We start from the raw sequence: 24,487 nt of genomic DNA on the forward strand, positions 1-24,487 counted from the left end.
CCTCTTATGCGATATTGTTCTTAATTTAGAATATTAACTTTAGCCATCTAGCCCTCCACACTGAGTAAAAAAAGTGCTATTTTGGTGGGTGAAGGTTGTCAGCATATCATAAGAAACATTTCTATTAATTAGAGGGTACCCATATCATGGCGAAACATTCGCTGGACAAGGATAAGATCAAGATCCTGCTGTTGGAAGGCGTCCACCAATCTGCGGTCGATGTACTTGAGCGTGCGGGATACACCAACATCGAATACCACAAAGCCTCATTAGGCAATGAAGCATTAATTGAATCCATCAAAGATGCACATTTCGTGGGACTTCGTTCACGTACCCAATTAACTGCCGAGGTGCTAAAACGCGCCGAGAAGTTGATCGCGGTCGGTTGCTTCTGTATCGGAACCAATCAAGTTGATCTTGCCACCGCCGAATCCCTTGGTATCCCAGTATTTAACGCGCCATTCTCCAACACTCGCAGTGTTGCCGAACTCGTGATTGGCGAAATCATTATGCTGATGCGCGGTATCCCTGAGCGTAACGCCATCGCCCACCGTGGTGGCTGGATGAAAACCGCCGCAGGCAGCTACGAAGTGCGCGGTAAAACCTTAGGCGTAATCGGTTACGGTCATATCGGTACTCAGCTTGGCATTCTGGCTGAGACGCTGGGCATGCGCGTGGTGTTCTTCGATATCGAAGACAAATTGCCACTGGGTAATGCACAGCAAATTCATTCAATGGAACAGTTACTGGCGCAAGCTGACGTAGTGAGCTTACACGTACCAGAAACCCCACAAACCAAAGACATGATAGGCGCAGCTGAATTTGCGGCGATGAAAAAGGGCAGCATCTTTATCAACGCCTCACGCGGTACTGTGGTTGATATCGAGGCCTTAACGGTCGCCTTGAAAGAACGTCACCTCGCTGGCGCGGCGATTGATGTGTTCCCAGTTGAGCCGCAATCTAATGACGATGAATTTATCAGCCCACTTCGAGGTCTTGATAACGTATTACTGACACCGCATGTGGGTGGGAGTACTGCAGAAGCCCAAGAAAACATTGGTATCGAAGTCGCGGGCAAGCTCGCTAAATACTCAGACAACGGCTCGACCGTATCTGCAGTTAACTTCCCTGAAGTATCGCTACCTATGCATAAAGGCACCTCACGCTTACTGCATATTCACCAAAACCGTCCTGGCGTGCTGATCAAGATCAACCAAGCCTTCTCGGAAAAAGGCATCAACATTGCCGCGCAATATCTGCAAACTACCGCTGAGATTGGTTATGTGGTCATGGAAGTCGACACTCACCAAGCCGAAGAAGCCTTAGTTGAGTTAAAGGCAATTGAAGGCACACTGCGTACCCGCGTGCTGTTTTAAGAGTTAAGCCGAATCGCATTAAGCGTTTCGGCTAAAGTACACAGACTGAGGCGCACATATCATTCACAGATATGTGCGCCTTATGCTTTTGAGCCAACAGGAATTCCGTTACAATCTAGCCTCTCACATCGCCTTCATTTTCAGGATCTCGCTATGACTATTTCAGTTTCTACGCCCCATTGGGATCTGGACGCTTCTTTGCCTCCACTCATGCTTGCCAACTTATCTCATATGGGCCTTATTAAAGTGGTTGGAGAACAAGGCCGCAGTTTCATCCATGGCCAAGTGACCACTGACATCAGCTCATTAGCCGATAACCAATGGCGCTGGGGTGCACATTGCGATCCAAAAGGTAAAATGCTGGCCAGTTTCAGGACCTTTGCCATCCAAGATGCGCTCTTTATGCTGATGCCAAAGGATGCCATCGAAGTCGATTTACCCCAGTTACAAAAATATGCCGTGTTTAGCAAAGCCACCTTAAGCAATGCATCCGCTGAATGGACTTTGCTCGGGGTCGCCGGTGAACAAGCAAGCCAGTTCGTGAGCGAACATTTTGGCGACATTCATCAAAAATTCACGCCAATTGAACATGGCGCGATTTTAAAAGACGCTGACCGTTTCATTTTAATGTTAACCCCAGAAGCTGCTGCAGCTTTAGTGGCCAAATCAAAGCTGAGCGTATTTGATGCCAGTGCTTGGCAAGCGTTAGAAATTACCGCGGGTTATCCCAACCTTGCCGCCAGCCATGCCAGCCAATACGTACCGCAGATGTGCAATCTACAAGCGGTTAACGGTATCAGCTTCAACAAGGGCTGTTACATGGGACAAGAAACCATAGCGCGGATGAAATATCGTGGCGGCAATAAACGCGCCCTGTATATTTTGCATGGTCATACTAACCTGCAAATCAGCCCAGAGTCAGGCCTTGAAATCGCGATGGAAGATGGCTTCCGCCGTGGCGGCCATATTATTGAGTTTGTACAACGTGGCAACCAAGTGTTGTTAACTGCGGTGCTTGCCAACGATACCAGCAACGATACTAAACTGCGTTTTGCTGACGATAAGCAATCAAGCTTAACCATTCAAGCCCTGCCCTACTCATTAGACGAAGCATAAGGCTTTGATTTAATAACACGGTATAGAGATTGAAACAGAATAAAGGCGCCAATGGCGCCTTTAGCTTATCTTATACTCAAGCCCTCGAGCATTCGAGCATCAGTTTTCCAAATAAGTATCTCGAATAGCGATCGCCTCAGGCAGGATTTCTTTAAACATTTCCACCAGCTTAGGATCAAAATGTTTTCCCGCTTGATTGTCAAATAACTCCATCGTCGCTTCGATCGTCCAAGCCTGTTTATAGGGCCTTTGCGAAGTCAAGGCATCGAACACATCGGCAATCGCAGTGATACGCCCTTCAAGGGGAATATCCTCTCCCACCAAGCCATTAGGGTAACCTGAACCATCCCACTTCTCATGGTGAGTTAAGGCGATGCGACGGGCCATCTGCAATAACGGATCGCTATGTTCCCCGATAATTTCGGCGCCGATAGCGGCATGTTGCTGCATGATGCGCCACTCCTCGGCATCAAGCTTACCCGGTTTTTTCAGCACAGCATCGGGGGTGCCGATTTTACCGATATCGTGCATCGGCGCCGCATTAAAAATTAAGTCGCAGAAAGTACTAGGTAACCCAAGCTTTATCGCCAATATTCGGGCGTAGTGGCTCATGCGTACCACATGTAAACCTGTCTCGTTGTCCTTATATTCGGCGGCGCGGCCAAGACGGCGGATGATTTCGAAGCGGGTTTCTTCTAATTCGTGGGTACGTATTTTAACTTGTTGTTCGAGTAGGCGTTTTTGATCATAGAGCGCAAGATGGGTTTTAACTCGCGCCTTAACCACAGGCGCACTCACGGGCTTAGTGATGTAATCCACTGCGCCCAAAGCAAAACCTTGGGCTTCATCGGAGGATTCAGATAAAGCAGTCACAAAAATGATTGGAATATGACTGGTCAGCGGATCTTGCTTTAGCAGCTTGCATACCTCATAGCCATTCATTCCCGGCATCATCACATCAAGCAGAATTAAGTCGGGCCGCGACTTTGCCACTAAGGCTAATGCCCTTGGCCCGTCGATCGCCACTTTGACTTTATAGTCATCACCCAAAATACCGATCAAAATATCGATATTCTCCGGTGTGTCATCGACGACTAATATTGTTGCCTTTTCCATTAACAGCTCCACTTCATGTCATGCGTTTGAATTCAGTGTGCTACTTTTTTAACCTAACTGAGCAATGACATCATCAATCAAGTCGATCGCCTCATCAAACTGGTACTGATTAATCATAGACAAGGCAGGGCTTAACGCTTGCCACATTGCACTGCTCACCTGCGGCTTTAAGGCATCAATTTTTGCCACTGCGCTGGCATCGGCATCATCTAAGTTCTGCCGCAAGGCCTGTAATGCCGCCCTTAAATCTTCAGCAGATAATAAATCAGCGGCTTGGGGTTCGGCTTGATTCACCGCTGCGGGTTTGGCGTATTCAATCGCATCGCAAATAGAAGCCACTAGCGGTTGAATTTGAACTAACTCATCTTCACAAGGCGCATTTTCAGTTAAATGCAACTCAAGTAAACGCGCTAACTCCACCAATTTAGCCGAGCTTAAATTGCCCGCTAAGCCTTTAAGGGTATGGGCAATACGCACCGAATCTTCGATTTGATTCGCCGCGATGGCTTTGCGAACCTGTTCCACCACATTACGCTGACTGCTCACAAAACGATCAAATATGCGTTGATAAAGCCGCGTCGAGTGTTGCACCAGTTGCAAACCTCTATCGATATCCAGCTCTGGGTGCTCTGGCCACTTAAGCAATACGGTTTGTTCTGCACTATTGCCTGCCTCACCCTTGGTGTTACTCAATATCGATTGAGTAAAGGTATCTACTGCAGCCGTGTCAGATGCGGGAGCGAGATATTTCAACAGGGTTTGATAAAGAACATTCACTTCTATCGGTTTGGCGATATGGTCGTTCATGCCCGCCCTGATGCACATGTCCCTATCGCCCGCCATCGCATTAGCCGTCATGGCGACGACAGGTAAATTTGCCAACTCAGGCCTTTTTCTTATCGCCTGAGTGGCTTGATAGCCATCCATCACCGGCATTTGGCAGTCCATTAATACTAGATCGAAATGCTGCTGCGACAGTTTGTCTAAGGCGATTTGACCATTGGTCGCTATGGATAGAATAATCCCCACTTGCTCTAAAAACTCGCTGGCGACTTCGAGATTCATCTCGTTATCTTCCACTAACAGGATACGCTTCCCTTGCAGTGGCAATAACAACTGTGGTGCCAGCTCTTCGGTACGGCGCCTTACTGGCAAAATGCCTTCGCGGCCAATCGCATTCATTATGCCGTCGAGTAAGCGTGAGGCACTGATGGGTTTACTGATGTATCCCGCTAAAGCCAGTTGCTCAATTTGAGTGAGGAACTCATGATCCGCATGGGCAGATACCATTAAAATTTTGGGCTGAGACTGAGGTTGTGATTGTGATTGAGATTGCGACTGAGCCTGCAATTGGATTTGACGCGCGGTTTCCAGCCCATCCATGTTAGGCATTTTCCAATCAATTAACGCCACTTCATAGGCTTGCAATAAGCAGCGGCTTATCGCTTCTTCACCCGAGCGAACCGTATCGACCCTAAAGCCCATACTTTCAAGCGTAGTACGCATAATATCTCTGGCGGTCGCGTTATCATCGACCACCAGCACAGACATGCCTTCAAGCTCTTGTTCGAGTACTAATTTCTGACCATCGGAAATGTGCAACTTGACCGTGAAATAGAAAGTGCTGCCATGACCGAACTGACTTTCTACCCCTATCTTCCCGCCCATGAGTTCAACTAGCTGCTTACAGATAGCTAAACCTAAACCTGTGCCACCGTATTTACGGGTGGTTGAAGTATCCGCTTGGGTAAAAGATTTAAACAATTTTGCTTGCTGCTGCTCAGTTAACCCGATGCCGCTGTCACGCACGCTAAAACGCAGCACGACATCATCATCTTGCTGCTCAACTAAACTGAGCGACAGTAGCACCTCACCGCGTTCAGTGAACTTAATGGCGTTATTCATCAGGTTAATCAACACTTGGCCTAATCGCAGCGAATCCCCTAACAGATAACGAGGCACATTGGGCGCAACGGCGAACAATAATTCAATCTGTTTGTGGGCAGCTTTCTCAGAAAACATATCGCTGAGATCTTCCAACATAGTATCGAGCTGAAAGGGTACTGAATCTATGTCTAGCTTACCCGCTTCAATCTTAGAGAAATCCAGAATGTCATTGATAATCGACAGCAAAGACTGCGATGCCCGCTCAATCTTCTCTACATAATTCTTCTGTTTTTTATCTAATTCGGTCTGCAAGCACAGCTGGGACATGCCGATAATGGCATTCATTGGAGTACGGATTTCGTGGGACATATTCGCCAAGAAGTCACCCTTGGCTTTACTGGCCGCATCGGCTTGCTCTTTGGCGAGTAACAGCTCATCTGAGAGCAATTTAAGCTCTGTCATATCGACCATGCTGATCACGGCCGATTCAAATTGTCCTTGGGCATCAAGCAGTGCCGACACATTGACTGTCATCCACAAAGGCGCACCGGAAGGACGAATAAAACTGCGCTCGCCGCGATAATGGTCAATCTTACCTTCAACCAACTCCTGAAATTGCGCCTTAGCTATGGGTTGATCTTACTCACTGAGAACCTCAAAAATAGCAGTATTACGTAAATGGTTACGTGACAGCGCCATATCGGCACAGAATTGGTCATTACAATCTAAAATAACGCCTTTAATATCAACATTGACTATGCCAATGGTCGCCCCATCGAACAGCGCCTTAAAGTGCGCCTCACTGAGGGCTAACTCTTGCTCTATGGTTTTGCGTTGGGTAATGTCCATCACATAACCATTCCACGTGATGGCACCCTCTTCACCCAAATGACCGCTCGCGCCCGCTTCCATCCAACGTATGCTGCCATTAGGGTGGCGATAGCGAAACTCGCGTATCCATTGCAGTCTGTCTTCACTCTGACCCGACAAGGCCCGCACAACATCGGGCCTTTCTTCATCAAAAATCCGCTCGGCTATGATGTCAAAATTACTCATCAGATCATCGCGATGCAGCCCAAGCATCTTCATTGCCGCACCAGAGAGGAAGGTAAATCTTCGGTCTATAGGCGAGTGCCACTGCAATTGATACACAGTGCAAGGAATAGACTCAGTAATATTGGTCATCTGTTGACGCGATTGCTCTAACTGTACCAGCGCGAGTTTACTCTCGGTAATATCGTCGATACTGCCGTCAAACCAGAGTGGAATGCCCTCTTCGGTATAACTCGCCTTACCTTTCTCATGTACCCAGCGAATACTGCCATCGCGGTGGCGAATACGATATTCCACTTCAAAGGTTTCTTGCTGCGCGAGTGCTCTATCAATATGCAAATGACATGTAGGCCTATCCTCCTCTAAAATCAGCGAAGCAAAGGTACGTTGGCGATTTTCAATAAACTGACTCGCTGCATAACCCGTAATCTCGGCAATATTGTCACTGATATATTCCATGAACCATACATCCCCGATGCGAGTCCGATAAACAGCGCCGGGAATATTCGTCACTAGCCCACGAAAACGCTGTTCGCTATCACGGATTTTCTGCTCAACGGCCAGTTTTTGTGTCATATCGCGTATTGAAGCCGCCACTTGCCTCTGTCCATCAAAGGCGGTGGGAAGAATACTCAGCGCTATTTCCGCAATAAATTCATTACCATCGGCTTTTAACGCCCGCACATGACGGGCATTTGCCATGCTTCTATCACGGCCTTCTCGCAGGAATGTTTGCCGTTCAAGTACATGCCTTTCTCCCAATTCTTGCGGCAATAACGCCTCAACCTGCAACCCCAGCATAGCGCCCGTTTCGTATCCAAAGAGCTGTAGACAGCGACTGTTAGTGAACACGATTTGCCCTAGCTCATCGACAATCAACATGGCCTCGGGCGCGGCTTCCAGTACCGCATTTGACCAGACCGCCGCTGAGAACTGCTCTGTCACATCGGTAAATAACATCTCGACCGACATTAACTCACCTGTGTCAGACATTAATGGCTGCATAAACACATCGAGCCTTCTTAAATGCCCTTGATCATCCAGCATTTCCACTTGATGCGAAGGAACATTTTGGCCTTTCAAAGCCAAATCAGTGTATTGCCAGTTTTTCTCATTGAGGGGATTGGCCGAAAACAGTCTTTGATATTTGCGCTTGAGCAGATCAGGGGAGATCCCCAGCACCTTAGTCACGCCCTCGCTCACTTGTGCTAGTTGGCCGTCGGGATCGAGGGAACAATAGAAAGACTTATCGCTCATACCATCAATCAAACGAGCAAAGCGGTTGCCACGGGAATCAAGAATGGCTTGCTCACGTTCGGCGAGTAATTCCGCCATTTGATTGAAGGTATTGCTCAGCGTCACAATCTCACTCACAGCACCTTTAGGTACAATGAGCTGCTGGGTTTTACCCTGTCCAAAAGACAAGATACCCGACTCGAGTAGCTCTAATGGCCGAGTCAGCCGCTTAGCGGCCAGATAGCAAGTCAACAATAATAAGAGGGTTAGCAAACTCAAATTGAGTATTATGGATGCCACATCATCGAGCAGTGAGCTGAATAATTCTTGCTCTGGTGCTAGCACTATGACGCGCCATTTTAGCTGCGGAACGGTTGCAATACTCGCGAGGTAAACCACATCCTTATCGTCAACAAACCTTGCCTGACCATCAAGTCCTTTCGCTTGTAAGGCCCAAAAGTCAGCATTCCTGTATTTATTTTTATCGAGCCACTGTGTTGAAGTGGTGGCCAACACTTTTTCCCTATCGACATGATAAATAAGTCGCCCTTGATCGTCTAAAACCACCAGCCGATTAGGCGCAATTCCTAATTGCTTTGGCAAGCCATCTAGCGCTAAGTCAACCGTCGCGACACCAAAATAATGCTCCGCCTCACCAAAAGGAGCCGAATAAGTCACCATCAGAATATTGCCCGCCCCCTCATCAAAGTACGCCTTTGACCAGTAGCCCGCCGCTTGATTGATGGCATTGTTCCACCAATCCCAAGTGCCATCGGTATAATCGTAACCCTCGGCGCCAATATCGAGATAATGGAGATCGTCGCTACCACTGGTGTCGCGGTAAACATAGGGAGAAAAGAGTTTGCGATTGGGGAAGGTGTTGGGTTTAAACGCGACTGCGGAGCCAAAGAAATCAGGATTACGTTTGAGTCGATTCATCAAGACACTTTTAACGCTCTCAGCGTCATTCATATCTTCTTTGCTTGACAAAAAACCAATAAAATCAGCAAGGCCTTGGGTATTGGCTTGTGCGTGCTCGAGTAACAATTGCAGACGAGAAGCCGAGTGACTCGCCTCCTGCGTAAGGCTATGGTAGAGCCGTTTCTCCGAGGAGAGATAACTAAACCAAGCATTAACAGCATAAACACTCGCCATGATTAAAATGAGAGGCAAGGCTATGTGGGATAAGATTCTGCTGCGAAAAGTACGAAGTTTACTTTTGTCCATGGCGTCGCCCTAAAGTCCTCGATTTTATATGCACTATTTTTTAAATAGTGCATATAAAGTAAACGAAGAATCCAGTGGCGACAATGTCAAAGTTAAAATAATGTGAAGTAATTTATTGTTTTAAAAACACTAATAAGCGGTATCTAAGGTTTGATTTGGCAAGATACGGGCAAAATAGCTTTGGGTTTCGGCGATAATGATATGCCTCAAGCCTACAATCGCGATCAAGTTTGGAATCGCCATCAAGCCATTAACCGTATCGGCCAACAACCAAATCACATCGAGCTTGATAAAAGCGCCACCGGCGATCAGTACTAAAAACACCACTTGATACAAGCGTAAACCGCGCTCGCCGACCAAGTAATACCAACAGCGTTCACCGTAATAATGCCAGCCTAGAATCGTCGTAAATGCAAAACACACCAGCGCAATGGTCACCAGATACTGACCCACAACCGCAGAGCCACCGAGGGCGAACGCCGCGCTCGTCATCGCCGCGCCCGCAGTTTCACCACTCCATACTCCTGTGATGATCAGCACTAAGCCCGTCATAGTACAAATAATGATGGTATCGAAAAAGGTGCCCGTCATGCTGACTAAACCTTGCTCAACGGGTTCATTGGTCTTAGCGGCAGCCGCTGCAATCGGCGCACTACCAAGGCCTGATTCATTGGAGAACACGCCGCGAGCAATACCGATTTGAATCGCCTGCGCAACTGTCGCCCCTAAAAATCCTCCCGCTGCCGAGAGTGGCGTAAAGGCCGATTCAATCACTAAACCTAAGGCGGGTAAAATTTGCTCAGAAAATCCCACTAAAATCCACACGCAGGCCAGCACATAACCAATCGACATGGCAGGCACGAGCTTTTGCGCCACATTCGAAATGCGCTTAACCCCACCTAAAGTGACGGCGGCAACTAGCACAGTCAACACAGTCGCGGTCAACCAAGTCGGCACCTCAAAGGCAATCGTCAGCGCATCGCTGATAGCGTTAACTTGTGCAAAAGTACCTATGCCGAAAAAGGCCACACCAACCCCGAAGATAGCGAACAATTTCGCCATCCAAGGCAGACCAAGTCCGCGCTCGATATAGTACATTGGGCCACCCGCAATCTGCCCGCGCGCATCGGTCGTGCGATATTTTACCGCCAACATACACTCGGCATATTTAGTCGCCATGCCAAAAAATGCCGCCAGCCACATCCAAAATAATGCGCCTGGTCCACCCATTTTGATGGCTGTCGCTACACCGACAATATTACCGGTACCGATAGTGGCGGACAGCGCAGTACAGAGCGCTGCGAAGGAAGATAAATCCCCATGACCTTTTGCCGGTTTGAATAATAATCCCAGCGCCATAGGCAGACGGATAACTTGGATAAGCTTGAGGCGTGCAGTGAGATAAATCCCCGTGCCCACCAGCAAACAAAGGGTGATTGGGCCCCAGACGATGCCATTAATGCTGGCAAGAAAAGCTTGAAAACTCATGATATTCCTCGAATATTAAACAACAAAATTAATAAACGGAGGAGGAAAAGAAATGGCTGTGACGCGCCGCAGTCGGACGCTATTGCAAACTATTTCTAGCCTGTGCTCGACTGAGATTCACCCCAGCTGAACGCGAAATGCGCAGTAAGCGATGACTCAAACGAGTGCTTTTAATAGATGCAAAAGTGCGCTATCTCAAGCAAAGGGTAAAAATAGCCCACGACGACAAACGACAGGGACTGTGCAGTCATCCTCTCCTCTGTCCTTTTGCCTGAGCGTTTCGCGTCGCGGTTCAATAACACCACGACACTTTCGCCTTCGGCGCCACCTGATCACACTTTAAATTAAGTGCAATTGGCAGTCTCTCCAGAGGCTCGTCCAGTAACAGTCCACGCCTATCGGCACCTGAAAGAGTGCTTTGTTTTTATGGGAAGATTCGATTCAATAAAACCGTCGCTTCAAATAAAACCAAAGTTGCCTCGTCGGTGTGGGGTCAATTCCCCACTCTCCTGCTACCTTCATCCGAACGGATTGTTAGATTGAGATTGACTCCCAAGCTAACAGGACGCACAGAATGCAACAAACGCGGCTTCAGCTCAAGCCGTTTGCTCACAGTTCGTCGAGGATTTAATTCAATTGACTATTTTTACGGCAAGTGACGATTTATGTTTTGTGATCCCGTTTATGATCCCATTACAGGAAAAATCAGTATCTATCTGAATAGAAAATGCTTTATCTTGAACACGGGATTGCAATGCTAAATTGCAGCCAGGATATGTTGGAGCCACAGCTTGAAACACTGCTTACCACATAAGCCGCCAATGGATATAAAGGAGTTGCTCAATGGCCGACGTCGCTAAACCAAATCCTGTCGACAAGCTCCACCCAGTCGCCAAGCTTAACCAAATCAGCAAGTGCTTTCGCGATGGCGAGCAATATCATCAAGTGCTGCAAGCAGTAGATCTACAGATCCATAGAGGCGAAACCGTAGCGCTCACCGGTCCCAGCGGCAGCGGCAAAAGCACCTTACTTAACCTTATCGCCGGTTTTGAAATGCCTGACTCGGGCGAGATCTTGCTAGAACAAGCGTCCACCTCAAATTGGCAAGACAAAGATTGGAGCCGTTTCAGGCGCAATTCCTTAGGTGTTGTATTTCAGCAATTTAACTTACTTACGCCACTCAACGTGAAAGATAATATCGCCTTCTCCTTAAGTTTAACCGCGCAGCCGTGGTCAGCCTGGTGTGACTATCTGGTTGAAAAACTTGGACTGATGCCATTACTTCACCGCCAAGTTGAAGCCCTGTCCGGCGGTCAACAACAGCGGGTCGCCATCGCCCGCGCCTTAGCCCACAAACCGACGTTACTGCTGGCCGACGAACCCACAGGCAACTTAGATGATGTATCGGGTAAGCAAGTCATGGCATTACTGTGTGAACTGGCACGGGAAAGCCAAACCAGTATCTTGATGGTGACCCACAGCGAAGAGTGCGCCGCCTTTATGCAAAAACGTTGGCACTTATCCCAAGGTGCAGTCGCTATCTATGAACAATAAACCGCTCACGAAAGCAACATCTGCTGGACTTCAGCAGACTGGGCTGAGGCTGACGTGGCTCAGCCTAAAGGTGTTTATCGCCCATTATCGTCATGCGCCCTTGCAGGCGTGCGCGATTCTACTCGGTATCGCCTTGGCCGTGACTCTGCTGATTGGGGTTAAAGCGACCAACGACAATGCGGTGCGCAGTTATAGCGATGCGACTGAGCTTTTGAGCCAGCGTGCCGATGTACTACTTACTCCGCCCCTTGGACAAAACACCTTAGATGAATCTGTTTATTTCGCCTTAAGACGAGCCGGATTAAGTCAGGGTCTCGCCGTGGTGAATGGCAAAATTTCCGGTAAGAATGGTCAGTTTTGGCAACTGGAAGGCAGCGATTTGATTGCCGCATTAACGCTACAAAAATCGAGAAGTCACGCCTCGACTGAAACGCAGTCAACGACCTCGCCGCAGATGAATGAGTTACCGCTTGCCGATCTCCTCAACGGCGCCCCCACAGTAATAATGAGCCGCAGTCTAGCCGCCAAAGTTGCGCCCGACGGTAAACTTGTTTTAGAAAATAACACCTTAGATGTCATTGCAATTGATGATAATTTTGGCCTCGGCAGCGCCATCTTGGCCGATATTTCCCTCGCCCAGCAATTACTGAACATGCAAGGCCGATTAAGCTATATCGCCATGTTCAGCGAGCGAGAAAACTTACCTCAACTAAAATCCCAACTCGACGCTTTAGGGATTACGCCGCAAAAGGCCAGTTTTAGCCAGCAAGATCAAGGCCAAGCACTGATAGCGCTGACCCGCAGTTTTCATCTTAATCTCAATGCCATGAGCATGTTAGCCTTCGTTGTCGGCCTTTTTATCGCCTACAACGGTGTGCGCTACAGCCTAATGAAACGGCAAAAACTGTTAGTGCAGTTATTACAACAGGGAATCGAGCGCCGCGCCTTGATGACGGCGCTGATGTTAGAATTAATTTTGTTGGTTGTCATAGGCTCAAGTTTGGGCTTTATCAGTGGCTTGCAACTCAGCCACTGGCTGCAACCTATGGTCGCCATGACCTTAGAGCAAATGTATGGCGCCCACTTACTCCCCGGTATTTGGCAATGGACTTGGCTTATCGAGGCAATTGCCCTCACCTTAGGCGCTGCGTTCGCCGCTTGCTTGCCCTTGTATTTAGATCTTACGCGCCAAGCATTGGCACAAGGGGCGAATCGTTATCAGCAAATGCAGGCACACCGCAAAACCCATAGCATTCAATTTGCCTTAGCCTGTGGTTTACTGACCGTAGCGGCGCTGCTATTTCCCTTCAGTCAAAGCTATAACATCAGCTTAGTGTTGCTCGGTATCGTCGCTATCGCGATCCCCTTGTTGTTGCCGCAATTATTACATTGGGGCGTCAGTGCGTTAATGCCCTTGGCGCGCCCCGGATTATGGCAATATTTGCTCGCCGAAACCCGCGAGCTTATCGCACCGCTTTCCTTGGCTATGATGGCAATCTTGCTGGCGCTCAGTGCCAATGTGTCGATGAACACCCTAGTGGGTAGCTTCGAGCAAACCCTGCGGACTTGGCTAGAAACCCGCTTGCATGCCGATCTCTATATCCGTCCACCGAGCCAGCGCATCGACACGATTCAAACCCAACTAATGCACGATCCAAGAGTCAGCGGTCTTTATCAACAATGGCAAATTGAAGCCCAGCTTTCACTCCCAGTATCGACGGATAATTCGAGCGAGTTGACGATTCCAATTAGCCTACTTAGCCGTGATGAATATTCGATTCGCCACACCAGCGCCCTGAAAGAAAGCCTACCGACTCTGTGGCAATCCTACTTTAATGCCCCCGTGATCTTAGTGAGCGAGCCCTTAGCCATCAAATACCAATTGCAGCTTGGCGATAGCGTGTCATTGGATGCGCTTAAGCAAACCGGTAACAGCCAAGCCATTATCGGCGGCATTTATTATGACCACGGCAATACCCGCAACGAGGTAATTATCAGCCAGCCATTATGGCAAAAGGCACAATTACCTGTGCTGCCAATCAGTTTGGCGGCGAATTTTTACGGTAAAGAGCGAGGCAGCAAGATCAGTGAAACGGATCTCGATGAACTGCAAATCCAACTGGCTGCCGAGTTAGGCTTATCGCAAGCGCAAATCTACAGTCAAACTAAGATTAAAACCCAAGCTATCGCCATGTTTAAGCGGACTTTTTCAATTACCTTAGTGCTGAATAGTTTGACGCTGATTGTCGCCGCGATTGGGCTCTTTAGTGCCTGTTTAATGTTAACTCAGGCACGGCAAGCGCCACTGGCACGACTGTATTCCCTAGGCGTGAGTCGTAATGCGCTGCGCGGTATGGTGTTTATGCAGATGCTGATTGTAGTGCTGATCACTTGTCTGCTCGCTATGCCAACGGGTGCACTGCTAGGTTACCTGCTCATCAACAAGATCACCTTGCAAGCCTTTGGCTGGACGATAAAAATGATTTGGGATTGGCAAGCCTATGGCAAAGCAATACTGATTGCCTTAACCACCTGCACCTTAGCCGTGCTCTTGCCGCTGTATTGGCAAACCCGCAAGCCACTGGTCGCCAGTCTGCAGCAGGAGACCCTATGATGAAAACACTCAGTATTGTATGGGCAGTGGTTGGGTTAATGCTTATCGGCGGCTGTGATAAAACGCCATCGACGCAAAACACTCAGTCCAAATCCATTGCCAATGTGGTGGGGAAAACCTCTACTAATCAAGATGATTTGGCCTTTACCCCTGTCGTTCCCGGCTATAGATTTGAATTTCCGCGAGATCACTTGGCGCACAATAACTTTCGCCAGGAATGGTGGTATCTGACCGCCAATTTAACTACAGAAACAGGTGAGCAACTCGGCGCCCAGTGGACGCAGTTTAGAGTCGCCCTAAAACCCACAGATTTGCAAGCAACAGTACCGCAAGCAACAGATGTGGTTCCTCAAAGTGAATCCACTTGGGTGACTCAGCAGCTTTACTTAGCCCATAGCGCATTAACCTCGAGTAATGCTCACCTCGCCCATGAAAAATGGTCACGCCGTCATAGCGAGTTTGCCGAGGTTAAATTGGAACCCTATCAAATCCGCCTTGATAACTGGCGCTGGCAGAGCGAAACCAATGCACTCTTTCCCGCGACCTTAACGGTGGAGAATCCTGATTTTAGCTATCGACTTCAGCTTAATAGCCAAGCGCCACTGCAATACCAAGGCGTTAACGGCTATAGCCTTAAAAGCCGCGATGGCCAAGTGGCCTCTTACTACTACAGCCAGCCCTTTATTGAAATTTCAGGTGAAATCAACCGCAATGGCAAAGTGGAGCGAGTCACAGGCCAAGGTTGGCTCGACAGGGAATGGAGCTCGCAATTTCTCACTAAAACGCAACAGGGCTGGGATTGGTTCGCGCTCAGATTAAACGATGGCTCGACGCTGATGTTGTTTCAGTTACGGGATCAGTCTCCAGCAGAGAATACAAAGAATGCGCCTATCTCGGCATTTTATAGCGCCAGAAGAATGTTTGCCGATGGCACTGGGCGCAGTATTAATTCCACCGACAATCCTAATGACATACAGATGACGCCACTGAAATGGCAACACACAGTCAATGGCGACTATCCCGTCAGCTGGCGGGTAAAAATCCCCAGCGAGAATATCGATCTCACCATCACCCCGCTCAATCCTAATAGCGCTATGCCATTATCGACGCCCTACTGGGAAGGACCAGTGCAACTCTCTGGCAGCCATACTGGTACAGGTTATATGGAACTGACGGGCTATTGAGCCCAAACATAGTTCTTATAACCAGAAATGCTAAGTCAGCGCGAAGTAACATAACAAGATCGTTATTCAGAGAATGATCTTAAGCTGCTGTTGTATAAAGACATCGCAACACGCAATACGTGACCAAGCCCACAATAACACCCTATTTGCGATCGAGTTCAAGACTAATAATCAACCAATTGTTGCATTTTAATGTCAACCCAAATACATTATCATAAATTGAAATGACAACGTTGTCATAACGTACAGATAACAGTTTAACTCTCACGTTAATGAGTAACTGCAATACGCATCAACCAGCACAAATGGAGTTGTGAATGAGTTCTATCATCCGCATAGAGAAAGGTTTTACCTTAATTGAACTCATGATCGTCGTAGCCATCATCGGCATTCTCGCCGCTATCGCTATCCCTTCTTTTTCCGAATACCTAAAGCAAGGTCGTCGTTTCGATGCCCAGCAATATTTGATGACGAGCGTGCAAGCATTAGAACGCAATTATTCCCGTCAAGGTAAGTATCCTGCTGCGCAAACCTTAACCAACAGTCCTTACTACACTTTTAGCTACACACCGGCGGACGACAAGTTAAGTTTCTCCCTCTCGGCAGTCCCAACCAGCCGCCAATCGGATAGCTGTGGCACCTTAAGCATTAATCAGAAAGGCGTGCGAACTCCTGCTGCCAATTGTTGGACAAATTAAATGTCGAACACGTGGAATCAAGGATTTACCTTAGTTGAGCTTATGGTTACCGTCGCGATTATCGGTATTTTAGGCAGCTTAGCACTCCCTTCGTACCGCGATGTTATGGCACGTGAACAGCTAACCGCTGCCGCGAATGAATTGGTCTCTAGCTATAAATTTGCCCGCAGCGAAGCGATAAAACGCAGCACTTCAATTACCCTCACGGCAACAGAAGCGGGACTTTGGGTCATTAAAGATAGCGACGATAACGAATTGAAGGTTTTTACGCCCCCGACACGTGGGGTTGCTGTAACAGGACTGGCTAGTATCAGTATCAGTGCCACGGGCAATACAGCCAAAACCAGTATTTCATTGGCGAACAGTCAAGGTGAAAACATGAATTTATGCATTTTACCGAGCGGCCAAAGTCAGCTTCAGAGCGGGGATTGTGCATGAAAGCCTTTAATCACATAGGTAAAAAACACCTTGGCTTTACCATGACAGAAGTTTTAGTCTCACTCGTGGTATCAGTCACTTCATTGCTTGCACTGGCAAAAGCGCAGCTATCATCGCTACAACATGCCACCAATAGCTTTCAATACACAGTTGCCACAGTGCAAGCGCAAAATGTCATTGAACAGATTTGGCCAAGGTTATGCGAAGTGCAAAAGCAACCCGCCCGCTTCGAAGATATCAATTTTAGAGCCAGTTTAAGCCAAGATTTCCCCGTAGGCTTTGACTTAGTGTTACCCGCCACTTATCAAGACAACATGGCAATTACTGTGACTTGGCAAGATGGTCGAGTCGATACCGATAATAGCGTCAGTCTTAACGCCAGTTTTCCCCATCTGTGTAAGGCCTAACTGTGATTTCAGCTCATCACACTCAATGGAGACACATTAAACCCGCCTTAAGACAATCGGGGTTTAGCTTATCCGAACTGATGATTGCCATGGTATTAGGGCTGATCATCATGATCGCTGTGATCAATTTCTTTGCGCCACTTAAGGCCACCGTTGAGGAAAGTAAACGTCTAGAAAATGCCGCTGACGCCTTAAGATACGCCACGCTAACGCTCAGTAAAAGCATCAAACAGGCTGATAACGTCGCAAATGTATCGGCTAACGAACTCGTCTTAAGCACGCTCGCCTCTGCAAGCCAACCGAGTATTAGCTGCTTAGGCCAAAGTAAAACCGCTGATTACATTGAAACATTTAGCTTTATGGCACCTAACTTATCCTGCAACGATGGTGATGGAGCGCAAACACTCCTCACCGGGCTAGAAGCGGTTCACTTCTCGCAAGCTGGTGAACTCGTCAGTATCAATCTGAAGCCCTTAGCTTCGCCGACGCAATATGGTCAGGGTATTAGCTTGCAGGTCGCACTGCGTAAACCCCTTTGGCAACAAGCCATTAATTCACAACAAGTGCCATAGGCACGAGGAAGCACAGACATGCACACGGAACGTTCATTTGCTCACGCTTCGCCACCTCGCGGCAGTATCAATAAGCAAAAGGGTGCAGTGTTACTTATCGTCTTAGTCTTCAGCCTATTAGCCAGTTTATTAGTCGTGACATCACTGCGAGATAACTTAGTACAAGAGCGACTGAGCGGGAACTTCCAGAAACAAGTCAATGCACAACTCACCGCCGAACAAGGCATGTATGAAAGCTATAACACCCTCAAAGCGACTTTAATTAAAGTGCCCCAAAGCACGGCAGCCTCTTTAAATGACAGCCTGCCAAAAAGTGCCTCAGGCAGTATCGACAGCAGCGCTTATACGTTGACAAAAACCGTGACCCCGAGCGCCGAACTCAGCGTCAACAGCACAGGGCAACACTTAGAAGGTCAGGCCAAACTCAATGCACTCTTCGCCCTAAAAGGCGCAAAGGGCAATAACATTTTTAACGATGCTATCGTTTCCTGCGAGAGCCTCAATCTCACCGGCAGTAGCACAATCGATGGTTACGACTCACGTAAAGGCGCCTACGGCGATAGCTTCAACAATGCTCAAGGCAACAACCAACTCAATAAGCATGGCAAAGGCAATGTAACGACGGTTGAACCGAATGCCGATGTAACCTTGTCGGGCAATTCGCCGATTTACGGCGATGTCAGTGCAACGGGAAATGTCACCCTAACAGGCTCATCGTCCCTAATTGGCAATATTCAAGGCAATAAAGATGTCATCTTAGGCACAGGTACTGTCGGGGGAAATATCGCTGCGGGTCAGAATTTCGAGCTAAAGAATAGTGGGACAGTTGAAGGCTCAGTGCAAGCCAATAACAACGCATCAACGGCTCCCGGTGCCAAAGTGAATGGGACACTTCAATATGGCGGCGATGGGACCTTTCATCAAAATAGCAGCATTGGCCAAACGGTGAATCTAGCACCCAATGTCCCTCCCGTTCCCACTAAGTCCTGTGATCCATTAGATATTGGTGCCGTAATGGGAGGGTTTAAAATGCCCAACAATGGCGCAAGAACAATTGCATCAACCCAGAATGTTACCCTTTCCCCAACGGGTTCGACTGCGAGTTCAGGCAACAGTAATGCATTTCCAGCACTGTCCTCAAGCTCCGAAAACATCTTCGGTTCTGAAACCCCAGTATTTAATCTCGACAGTTTAGTCATGAGTAGCGATGGTGTATTAAACATCAGCGGTGGGGATGTCACACTGATTATCAATGGTGACTTTAAAATGAGTGGCGCAAACCAACTCAATATCGCCCCGGGCTCAAGCCTAACGCTATTTGTGAATGGTGAGATTTCCTTTACGGCGGGTACCAACAACGGTAATAACATTAAAAGCCAAACCCTAACCAGCAGCAATAAACCGCCGTTAGCGATTTATTCGGGTTCAAATAAAGATGTGACTGTCAGTGGAAGCGTGCCGATTTACGCCGCGCTTTATGCGCCTAAATCCAAAGTCAATCTGCCCGGAGGTCCCGAAATCTTCGGTTCAGTAAGAGGAAAATCCATTACCGCCACGGGCAATGGCAAGATCCATTATGACAATGCCCTAGGCGAAGCCGATTTGGGCAGTGACAATGCCATTCCGCCTGCGATAGTGCTTAAAGGTTGGCAATATTTATAATCTTGAATTATTGGCCGTATCCCATATACGGCCAAGTACAACACACCTCATCAGCAATAAACTCACCGCTTAAATTTCAAACTGAGAGTTAGATCACTCGCAAAACTTTGATCCGGATCGACTATCGCTTGCAATACCTCTTGTGAGGTATACCCACATTTTTCATCAGGTCTAGACTCACCAGTATCAGTACTCGGTTGCTCTCCTTTTTAATATTAAGCAACCGAGTTAACGCCACTACAGGTCAGCCCTTATGAGTCAGGAATACCACGTCACCAGCCTTGTGGTGCATGCCGCACCTAAAGTCTTACAGCAGGTTGAAGACAATATCCGCTCATTAATGGGCGCCGATATTCATGCTGTTACGCCCGAAGGGAAATTGGTTGTCACCCTCGAAGGGAGTAGCCAAAGGGCGATACTCGACAATATTGAAGCCATTAATGCCCTGTCCGGCGTGTTATCTGCCAGTTTGATTTACCACCAAGTCGCACCTTTAGAACAAGAGAGTAAGGAAAGATTATGAGCATAAGCCGCCGCGAGTTTCTCAAGGCCAACGCAGCGGTTGCCGCCGCAACAGCCGTTGGTGTCACGCTTCCCATTAAAATGGTTGAAGCCGCCGAACAGCCAGACAATATCAAATGGGATAAAGCCCCTTGCCGCTTTTGCGGTGTGGGTTGTAGCGTATTAGTCGGCACCAAAGCGGGTAAAGTCGTTGCTACTAAGGGCGATCCTGAAAGTCCAGTCAACCGTGGCCTTAACTGTATCAAGGGCTATTTTTTATCGAAAATCATGTACGGCAAGGACAGATTAACCACGCCATTACTGCGGATGAAAGACGGCAAATACCATAAAGAAGGCGAGTTCACCCCAATCAGCTGGGATATGGCCTTTGATACTATGGCGGCTAAATGGAAACACAGTCTCGCCACCAAGGGCCCGACATCAGTGGGTATGTTTGGCTCTGGCCAATGGACCATTTGGGAAGGCTACGCCGCCTCTAAACTCCATAAAGCAGGTTTTCTAACGAACAATATCGACCCTAATGCGCGCCACTGCATGGCCTCTGCCGTTGGCGGCTTTATGCGCACCTTCGGTATCGATGAGCCCATGGGGTGTTATGACGATTTAGAAGCCGCCGATCAGTTTGTGCTTTGGGGCGCGAACATGGCCGAGATGCACCCAATTCTGTGGGCACGTTTATCCGATAGACGTTTAAGCAGTCCAACGTGCCGCGTGCATGTGCTGTCGACCTTTGAAAATCGCAGCTTCGATTTAGCCGATAATCCTATGGTGTTCCGCCCGCAATCGGACTTAGTGATCCTCAACTTTATTGCCAATTACATTATTCAAAATAACGCGGTTAATAATGACTTTGTAACTAAACACACTAAGTTTGCCTTAGGCGTTGACGATATCGGCTATGGCCTGCGTCCAGATCATCCATTAGAGAAAAAAGCCAAAAATCCAGGCAATGGTAAATCGACACCGATTAGCTTTAACGAGTATGCCAAGTTTGTCAGCACATATACGCTGGAATACGCGGCTAAGATGAGTGGTGTTGAGCCCGAGAAATTAGAAACTTTAGCCAAGGCCTATGCCGATCCTAACGTTAAAGTGATGAGTCTGTGGACCATGGGCATTAACCAACATGTTCGCGGTGTATGGGCAAACAACATGCTCTACAACATCCACTTACTCACGGGCAAAATTGCTACACCGGGTAACAGTCCATTCTCGTTAACCGGTCAACCTTCGGCTTGCGGGACTGCCCGTGAAGTGGGGACTTTCGCCCATCGTTTACCTGCCGATATGGAAGTGACCAACGACAAGCACCGCGCTATTGCCGAAAAACTGTGGCAAGTGCCTGCTGGGACTATTCCAGCCAAACCTGGCTACCATGCCGTACTCCAGAGCCGCATGCTCAAAGATGGCAAGCTCAACTGCTACTGGACCATGTGTACCAATAATATGCAGGCAGGCCCCAACATCAACGATGAGATTTACCCTGGCTTTCGTAACCCAGAAAACTTTATCGTGGTTTCAGATCCTTACCCAACCATCACAGCTATGGCGGCAGATTTAATTTTGCCAACGGCTATGTGGGTTGAGAAAGAAGGGGCTTACGGCAACGCCGAGCGCCGCACCCACATGTGGCACCAACAGGTTAAAGCCCCCGAAGGCGCGACCTCAGATCTGTGGCAATTAGTCGAGTTTTCAAAACGCTTTAAAGTGTCTGAAGTCTGGCCAGCTGAGTTGATCGCTAAGCAACCAGAATATGCGGATAAAACCTTATATGAAGTGCTATTCGCCAACGGCGTGATCGACAAGTTCCCAACTTCCGATTGCAAAGCCGAATTAAACGATGAGAGCGAACACTTTGGTTTCTATCTGCAAAAAGGCATTTTTGAAGAATACGCCACATTCGGTCGTGGCCACGGCCATGATCTAGCCGACTTTGACCGTTACCACGAAACCCGTGGCCTGCGCTGGCCAGTCGTTGATGGCAAAGAAACCCTGCGCCGTTTCGTTGAAGGTAGCGACCCTTATGTCAAAGCGGGTGAAGGCTTTAAATTCTATGGCAAACCCGATGGTAAAGCGGTGATCTTCGCCCTACCTTACGAGCCCGCCGCCGAAGAGCCGAATGAAGAATACGATCTGTGGATGTCGACTGGCCGCGTGCTGGAACATTGGCACACAGGCTCGATGACAGCCCGCGTACCTGAGCTTTACCGCGCCTTTCCCGACGCGCAGATTTTTATGCACCCAGAAGATGCCAAAGCCCGCGGTGTACAACGCGGTGATGAAGTCATAGTGGCATCACCACGGGGTGAAGTAAAAACTCGTGTCGAGACCAAAGGCCGTAACAAACCGCCACGCGGCGTGGTATTTATGCCTTTCTTCGATGCACGCCAGTTAGTCAACAAACTGATATTGGATGCGACCGATCCCCTGTCAAAAGAAACTGACTTTAAAAAATGCCCAGTGAAAGTCTTCAAGGCGGAGAATAACCAATGAGAAAAATACTCACCTTAACTGCGTTACTCGTCGCCATTACCGGCTGTTCCGGTCAGCAAACCGACACCAATGCAGCGCCAGTTAATATTCAATCCCTCGCAGGAAACATGGCGATCACCGACATTCGCCCAGCCGATGCCATGGCGATTTATCCCAATCGCGGCACCGCCATTGAGCGCAGCTTTAGCGAGCAACCACCGCTCATCCCACATAAGGACGATTACAAGATCACCTTAGATAAAAATGGCTGTCTAAGCTGCCATAGTTGGGACAAAGCAAAACGCATGAAAGCCACGCCTGTTGCTAAGTCCCATGTGATTGATGATAAAGGCACAGTTAACGGGCATAACTATTTCTGTACTCAATGCCACGTCGCTCAAGCCGAAAACAAACAACCACTCGTGGAGAATCAGTTCTCAGACAAGTAAATCACCTTCCCCTGCAAAGCAAAGCCACCCGAATTTATGAGGGTGGCTTTTTGCTATTTAAGCATCCCATCCTAATGAGTTAGCATGCAGTCAATAGTGAGCATTCAAGTGAATAAAATCTAAGACTAAACGTCTATCGCTGGCTAAGCGTCCGTTGCTGAACGGTACTTTCACTAAGGGAGAGATTGAGGAAAATTTAGAAAGGCTGTATGAGAATCGAGGGACATGAAGATAAGAGCAGAATCTAAAACGCAGAAAAGAAAAACCCAGCCTAGGCTGGGTTTACTTGTTGTTTTGCTTTATGCAAATCACCCGCTGGAGCCGTTTTAGTTACTTGCGCCGCTTTTGCTTTTTGCACATCTTTTGCCACAGGCATAGCCGCCTGCCACAAAGCACCTACCCACAGACTTGAACTTGATTTCATCGGTATTCCCCTGTTTTGTTAACAAGGTCAAAGTAATACTTAGGCCATCATTAGTAAAATGAATAAATTCCATAATATGGATTCCATTTGAGCATGAACATCCCAATCAAGACCTTACAGTGTTTTCTGACCCTAGTGGAAACTGAAAACTTTACCCGCGCCGCGCAGAAATGTTTTATCACTCAGCCGACACTGAGCAAAATCATCCAAAGACTCGAGGAGAGCCTAGGGGAAACCTTGCTGATCCGAAATAACCAAAAAGTTGAGCTCACTCAGGCGGGGCAGCTATTTGAGCACAGTGCACGAGAAATCCTCGGCCAATGGCATAGATTGCAGGAGGACATGAGTAACCTCAGCGGTCTCAAATCAGGGCGGTTACGACTGGGTGTATGCCCTATGATGAGCAGCCTTATCATAGGCTTGCTCACTAGCTACCGTAAACGTTATCCGGGGGTTGAACTACACATGTATGAGTACGGCGGATTCGGCTGCGAGCAAGCCCTGCTCAATAACAGTCTCGATATCGCCTTTACCGCGCTACCCACAACCCATGAGACAGAACTCGTCAATCAACCCCTAACTAAGTACCCTTTGCTTGCATGCCTGCCTGAGGGGCATCCCTTAGCAGAAAAAGACCACTTGAACTGGCAGGACTTCCAACCCTATCCTTTTATCCTCTATAACGAAGATTTCTCTCTCGCTAAGTTGATCAATCGGCTCAGCCGCAAAGCAGGTGTTCAGCTCAACATTGCCTTTCGCAGCGGCCAGTGGGATTTTCTCGCCGCCATGGTCGAAGCCGATATGGGTGTCGCCATTTTACCTGAGCCGATTTGCAATAGACTAAGCACCAGCAAACTGGTCTTTAAACCTATGCAACCCGCAATGACATGGGATCTGGCGCTTATTTGGCGACAAAGTTTACCTTTAACGCCCGCGGCCAAGGCCTTGCTCGAATTAAGTAAACAAAAGACTGAACGCTGAGAAGATAAAGC

Annotated in this window: 19 protein-coding genes and 1 riboswitch; of the genes, 14 read left to right on the top strand and 5 right to left on the bottom strand. The window is 48.2% G+C overall.

Annotation, left to right across the window (positions count from 1 at the left end; all coding sequences use genetic code 11):
• Window positions 1-146: 146 nt before the first annotated feature.
• Entirely contained in the window at window positions 147-1,376 is a 1,230-nt protein-coding gene (serA, locus tag DYH48_RS17100; RefSeq protein ID WP_011847705.1) for a phosphoglycerate dehydrogenase, read from the top strand.
• A 153-nt stretch (window positions 1,377-1,529) separates the two neighbouring features.
• Window positions 1,530-2,492 (top strand): tRNA-modifying protein YgfZ, encoded by a 963-nt coding sequence (gene ygfZ, locus DYH48_RS17105; protein WP_115335437.1) that lies wholly within the window; start codon window positions 1,530-1,532, stop codon window positions 2,490-2,492.
• A gap of 99 nt (window positions 2,493-2,591) precedes the next feature.
• On the opposite strand, the gene DYH48_RS17110 is transcribed toward ygfZ, so the two are convergent.
• From DYH48_RS17110 to DYH48_RS17120, 4 genes are all read right to left on the bottom strand, one after another.
• Window positions 2,592-3,608 (bottom strand): response regulator, encoded by a 1,017-nt coding sequence (locus tag DYH48_RS17110; protein WP_006082980.1) that lies wholly within the window; start codon window positions 3,606-3,608, stop codon window positions 2,592-2,594.
• Between the two features lie 48 nt (window positions 3,609-3,656).
• Entirely contained in the window at window positions 3,657-6,101 is a 2,445-nt protein-coding gene (locus DYH48_RS24115; protein WP_370452676.1) for a response regulator, read from the bottom strand.
• A 33-nt stretch (window positions 6,102-6,134) separates the two neighbouring features.
• Window positions 6,135-9,011: a PAS domain S-box protein gene (locus tag DYH48_RS24120; RefSeq protein WP_370452677.1), complete on the bottom strand. Its 2,877-nt coding sequence runs from the start codon at window positions 9,009-9,011 to the stop codon at window positions 6,135-6,137.
• Window positions 9,012-9,140: 129 nt separating this feature from the next.
• Window positions 9,141-10,499 carry an alanine/glycine:cation symporter family protein gene (locus DYH48_RS17120; protein ID WP_071940066.1) on the bottom strand — a complete coding sequence of 453 codons (1,359 nt, stop codon included), beginning with the start codon at window positions 10,497-10,499 and terminating at the stop codon, window positions 9,141-9,143.
• Window positions 10,500-10,748: 249 nt separating this feature from the next.
• A riboswitch (glycine riboswitch) is annotated at window positions 10,749-10,879 on the bottom strand.
• A gap of 463 nt (window positions 10,880-11,342) precedes the next feature.
• Between DYH48_RS17120 and DYH48_RS17125 the strand changes: the two genes are divergently transcribed.
• The 11 genes from DYH48_RS17125 (at window position 11,343) to napB (ending at window position 23,071) form a co-directional block, all read left to right on the top strand.
• On the top strand, window positions 11,343-12,053 hold the full coding sequence (locus DYH48_RS17125) for an ABC transporter ATP-binding protein (RefSeq protein ID WP_115335438.1): 711 nt from the start codon (window positions 11,343-11,345) through the stop codon (window positions 12,051-12,053).
• A complete protein-coding gene (locus tag DYH48_RS17130) occupies window positions 12,043-14,667 on the top strand; it encodes an ABC transporter permease (protein WP_115335439.1) in 2,625 nt (874 codons plus the stop codon). Before DYH48_RS17125 ends, DYH48_RS17130 begins: the two co-directional genes overlap by 11 nt.
• Window positions 14,664-15,851, top strand: a complete 1,188-nt coding sequence (locus DYH48_RS17135) for a lipocalin-like domain-containing protein (protein ID WP_107946584.1) — start codon at window positions 14,664-14,666, stop codon at window positions 15,849-15,851. The genes DYH48_RS17130 and DYH48_RS17135 overlap by 4 nt, the downstream gene beginning before the upstream one ends.
• Before the next feature lie 317 nt (window positions 15,852-16,168).
• Complete coding sequence (locus tag DYH48_RS17140) at window positions 16,169-16,549, top strand: type IV pilin protein (protein ID WP_006086002.1); 381 nt, start codon at window positions 16,169-16,171, stop codon at window positions 16,547-16,549.
• A complete protein-coding gene (locus tag DYH48_RS17145; protein ID WP_107946583.1) occupies window positions 16,550-16,987 on the top strand; it encodes a GspH/FimT family pseudopilin in 438 nt (145 codons plus the stop codon). It abuts the gene before it with no gap.
• A complete protein-coding gene (locus DYH48_RS17150) occupies window positions 16,984-17,394 on the top strand; it encodes a type IV pilus modification PilV family protein (protein WP_006086004.1) in 411 nt (136 codons plus the stop codon). Before DYH48_RS17145 ends, DYH48_RS17150 begins: the two co-directional genes overlap by 4 nt.
• A 2-nt stretch (window positions 17,395-17,396) precedes the next feature.
• Window positions 17,397-17,966 (top strand): PilW family protein, encoded by a 570-nt coding sequence (locus DYH48_RS17155; protein WP_115335440.1) that lies wholly within the window; start codon window positions 17,397-17,399, stop codon window positions 17,964-17,966.
• A gap of 18 nt (window positions 17,967-17,984) precedes the next feature.
• A complete protein-coding gene (locus DYH48_RS17160; RefSeq protein ID WP_115335441.1) occupies window positions 17,985-19,628 on the top strand; it encodes a DUF7305 domain-containing protein in 1,644 nt (547 codons plus the stop codon).
• 253 nt (window positions 19,629-19,881) lie between these two features.
• Complete coding sequence (locus DYH48_RS17165; protein WP_115335442.1) at window positions 19,882-20,151, top strand: chaperone NapD; 270 nt, start codon at window positions 19,882-19,884, stop codon at window positions 20,149-20,151.
• Entirely contained in the window at window positions 20,148-22,643 is a 2,496-nt protein-coding gene (gene napA / locus DYH48_RS17170) for a nitrate reductase catalytic subunit NapA (RefSeq protein ID WP_115335443.1), read from the top strand. Before DYH48_RS17165 ends, napA begins: the two co-directional genes overlap by 4 nt.
• Window positions 22,640-23,071, top strand: a complete 432-nt coding sequence (napB, locus tag DYH48_RS17175) for a nitrate reductase cytochrome c-type subunit NapB (RefSeq protein WP_006086009.1) — start codon at window positions 22,640-22,642, stop codon at window positions 23,069-23,071. The genes napA and napB overlap by 4 nt, the downstream gene beginning before the upstream one ends.
• 271 nt (window positions 23,072-23,342) lie before the next feature.
• On the opposite strand, the gene DYH48_RS17180 is transcribed toward napB, so the two are convergent.
• Window positions 23,343-23,495, bottom strand: a complete 153-nt coding sequence (locus tag DYH48_RS17180) for a hypothetical protein (RefSeq protein ID WP_006086010.1) — start codon at window positions 23,493-23,495, stop codon at window positions 23,343-23,345.
• A 93-nt stretch (window positions 23,496-23,588) separates the two neighbouring features.
• Here DYH48_RS17180 and DYH48_RS17185 point away from each other — a divergent pair, with 93 nt between their 5' ends.
• On the top strand, window positions 23,589-24,476 hold the full coding sequence (locus DYH48_RS17185; protein WP_006086011.1) for a LysR family transcriptional regulator: 888 nt from the start codon (window positions 23,589-23,591) through the stop codon (window positions 24,474-24,476).
• Window positions 24,477-24,487: the final 11 nt, after the last annotated feature.

Origin of the sequence: Shewanella baltica, from assembly GCF_900456975.1 — a bacterium.
Taxonomy (GTDB): Bacteria; Pseudomonadota; Gammaproteobacteria; order Enterobacterales; family Shewanellaceae; genus Shewanella; species Shewanella baltica.

Bases quoted from the DNA above. Each gene is read 5' to 3' on its own strand.
- ygfZ (WP_115335437.1), top strand. From the start codon at position 1,530: ATGACTATTTCAGTTTCTACGCCCCATTGGGATCTGGACGCTTCTTTG.
- DYH48_RS17110 (WP_006082980.1), bottom strand. From the start codon at position 3,608: ATGGAAAAGGCAACAATATTAGTCGTCGATGACACACCGGAGAATATC.
- DYH48_RS24120 (WP_370452677.1), bottom strand. From the start codon at position 9,011: ATGGACAAAAGTAAACTTCGTACTTTTCGCAGCAGAATCTTATCCCAC.
- DYH48_RS17135 (WP_107946584.1), top strand. From the start codon at position 14,664: ATGATGAAAACACTCAGTATTGTATGGGCAGTGGTTGGGTTAATGCTT.
- DYH48_RS17145 (WP_107946583.1), top strand. From the start codon at position 16,550: ATGTCGAACACGTGGAATCAAGGATTTACCTTAGTTGAGCTTATGGTT.
- DYH48_RS17185 (WP_006086011.1), top strand. From the start codon at position 23,589: ATGAACATCCCAATCAAGACCTTACAGTGTTTTCTGACCCTAGTGGAA.
- DYH48_RS17150 (WP_006086004.1), top strand. From the start codon at position 16,984: ATGAAAGCCTTTAATCACATAGGTAAAAAACACCTTGGCTTTACCATG.
- DYH48_RS17180 (WP_006086010.1), bottom strand. From the start codon at position 23,495: ATGAAATCAAGTTCAAGTCTGTGGGTAGGTGCTTTGTGGCAGGCGGCT.
- serA (WP_011847705.1), top strand. From the start codon at position 147: ATGGCGAAACATTCGCTGGACAAGGATAAGATCAAGATCCTGCTGTTG.
- napB (WP_006086009.1), top strand. From the start codon at position 22,640: ATGAGAAAAATACTCACCTTAACTGCGTTACTCGTCGCCATTACCGGC.
- DYH48_RS17165 (WP_115335442.1), top strand. From the start codon at position 19,882: ATGAGTCAGGAATACCACGTCACCAGCCTTGTGGTGCATGCCGCACCT.
- napA (WP_115335443.1), top strand. From the start codon at position 20,148: ATGAGCATAAGCCGCCGCGAGTTTCTCAAGGCCAACGCAGCGGTTGCC.
- DYH48_RS17140 (WP_006086002.1), top strand. From the start codon at position 16,169: ATGAGTTCTATCATCCGCATAGAGAAAGGTTTTACCTTAATTGAACTC.
- DYH48_RS17120 (WP_071940066.1), bottom strand. From the start codon at position 10,499: ATGAGTTTTCAAGCTTTTCTTGCCAGCATTAATGGCATCGTCTGGGGC.
- DYH48_RS17125 (WP_115335438.1), top strand. From the start codon at position 11,343: ATGGCCGACGTCGCTAAACCAAATCCTGTCGACAAGCTCCACCCAGTC.
- DYH48_RS17130 (WP_115335439.1), top strand. From the start codon at position 12,043: ATGAACAATAAACCGCTCACGAAAGCAACATCTGCTGGACTTCAGCAG.
- DYH48_RS17160 (WP_115335441.1), top strand. From the start codon at position 17,985: ATGCACACGGAACGTTCATTTGCTCACGCTTCGCCACCTCGCGGCAGT.